Origin of the sequence: Asaia sp. W19 (assembly GCF_003994335.1) — a bacterium.
GTDB lineage: Bacteria > Pseudomonadota > Alphaproteobacteria > Acetobacterales > Acetobacteraceae > Asaia.
The window spans coordinates 1-2271 of the sequence record NZ_PNQZ01000127.1; the positions used below are offsets into that span (position 1 = coordinate 1).

General features: G+C 60.2%; 2 protein-coding genes. One reads left to right on the top strand and one right to left on the bottom strand.

All coding sequences use genetic code 11. The annotated features are described in order from the left end of the window. Window positions 1–455: 455 nt before the first annotated feature. On the bottom strand, window positions 456–626 hold the full coding sequence (locus C0V97_RS17255; protein ID WP_127103592.1) for a DUF1328 domain-containing protein: 171 nt from the start codon (window positions 624–626) through the stop codon (window positions 456–458). 195 nt (window positions 627–821) lie between these two features. Here C0V97_RS17255 and C0V97_RS17260 point away from each other — a divergent pair. Continuing rightward, on the top strand, window positions 822–2271 hold a 1450-nt coding region (locus tag C0V97_RS17260), incomplete at its 3' end, for an NAD(+) synthase (RefSeq protein ID WP_127103709.1).

A 2271-nucleotide genomic window follows, 5' to 3' on the forward strand; every position in this document is an offset into this window, starting at 1 on the left:
CGGCTATGTGAACTGCACGCCCGCCGAGGGCTACGCCTATCCGGCGCCTTATCCGGGCGATCCTGACCCCAACGGGTACTGAACCTGGATTTGATTGCAGCTGCCCGCCCTGCCGACTGAGCGTCATCGCCTCAAAAAAGCGGCGTAGCCGGGCGGCGGATGGGCTGTCCGGGTATATGACGCAATAGGAAGGATATGGCGCTACGTCGCACGCGTCGTCAGGGTCGGCGTAACGAATGACCCCCTTCGCTGTCAGGGCGCTACGTCCTGCAGCTTCCATGCGAGCGGCTTTCACTCGTTAGGGTGCGCCCCTGGGCCTTTCGCTCAGCGGAGGTACAAAGCCCTGCTCGAGGCGACACGGTCCTCCATACCGGACGTGCCATGGGTCTTCACCATGCGTCGAGGCCTGAGAAGCAGGCGGCAATACCTTGCTCGCCGCCTGCACGTTCAGAAGATCACCGTGTGCGCCCACGCCCGAAGATGAAACTGAGGACAAAAAGGACGAGGAAGATAAAGAACAGGATTTTGCCGATCGAAGCGAAATCCGCTGAAATACCGCCAAAGCCGAGAAGCCCGGCAAGAAGGGCGAGAATGAGGAAGACAATAGTCCAGCGCAAAAGGTCCATGGCGGTTACTCCGAAAGGGGAACATAACATAATCGTCATGATCCGGCACTTCAACGTGAACGGACAAAAGCCGCAACGGTTTGCCCCGACGCAATCCACCCTTGTCTTTTAATCTGGAAAGACGTCTCTGGGGGGCATATCGGCACGTGAGACCAGAGCGGCTGTCACGGGCAAGAGGCTGCAGGAGGTGATCTCATGAGTGCGTTCCGCTCTCTCTATCGTCATGGATTTGCGCGGGTGGCTGCCTGCACGGTTCCGGTACGCCTTGCCGATCCTCGCCATAATCTCGCTCAGATCAGTGGGCTTGCGCATGAATGCGACAGGGCGGGCGCCGCGCTGGCCGTGTTCCCCGAGCTTTGTCTCTCCGGTTATGCCATCGACGACCTGCGGCAGCAGGATGCTTTGCTCGAAGGCGTTCTGAGTTGTCTCGAGAAGCTGAAGGCGGATTCAGTTGCATGGAAAACGGTGGTGGTCGTAGGGGCACCCCTCGTTCAGCGAGGGCGTCTCTTCAACTGTGCGGTGGTGATCCATGGAGGGTCCGTGCTGGGTGTCGTGCCCAAATCCTACCTGCCCAATTATCGCGAGTTCTATGATTCGAGGCATTTCGAGCCGGGTATTGATGTTCGTCATGAGACGATCCGGATAGGAGACAGCTCTGTGCCCTTCGGCACGGATCTGATTTTCGAGGCGCAGGATTTACCGGGATTCAGCCTTGGTATCGAGATCTGCGAGGATCTCTGGGTTCCGAACCCACCCAGCACCACCCTGGCGTTGGCGGGTGCCACGGTAATCGGCAATCCTTCGGCAAGTACCATCACCATCGGCAAGTCCGAAGATCGGCATCTCCTGTGCCGCGCCCAGTCTCAGCGTGCACTCTGCGCCTATGTCTACGCGGCGGCCGGCGCAGGAGAGTCGACAACCGATGTAGCCTGGGACGGCCAGGTTTCAGTCTACGAAGCGGGACAGGTGCTCGGGGAATCGGCGCGCTTTCCACGTACGGCGCAGATGACTTTGGCCGACATCGATCTTGATCTGCTCCGGCAGGAGCGCATGCGCATGGGCAGCTTCCATGACTGCGCTCGCGCCAATGATCCCGGTGACTGGCGCCGCATCGCGTTCACCCTCACGCCCCCGCAGGGCGATATCGGCTTTCACCGCAGTGTGCCGCGCTTTCCCTTCGTTCCGGGCGACGCGACCCGACTTGATCACGATTGCTACGAGGCCTGGACCATTCAGGTGCGGGCCCTCACCCAGCGGCTCCAGACCAGCGGTGTCAAACGCGCCGTGATCGGCGTCTCCGGAGGACTCGATTCGACTCTTGCCTTGCTGGTAGCCGCACGGGCAGCCGATGAGCTGGGATGGCAACGCGACCAGGTTGATGCTTATACCATGCCGGGTTTCGCCACGGGGGAGACCAGTCTGGGCCTGGCCCATGACCTGATGAGAACACTCGGTGTGGCTGCCCATGAGCTCGATATACGCCCGACAGCCATGCAGATGCTCGAGACGATCGGGCATCCCTTTGCTTCCGGCACTCCTGTCCATGATGWGACATTCGAGAACGTGCAGGCCGGATTACGACCGGAATTTATGTTCCGTCTCGCCAATCAGCGCGATGGGATCGTRATCGGCACCGGCGATCTTT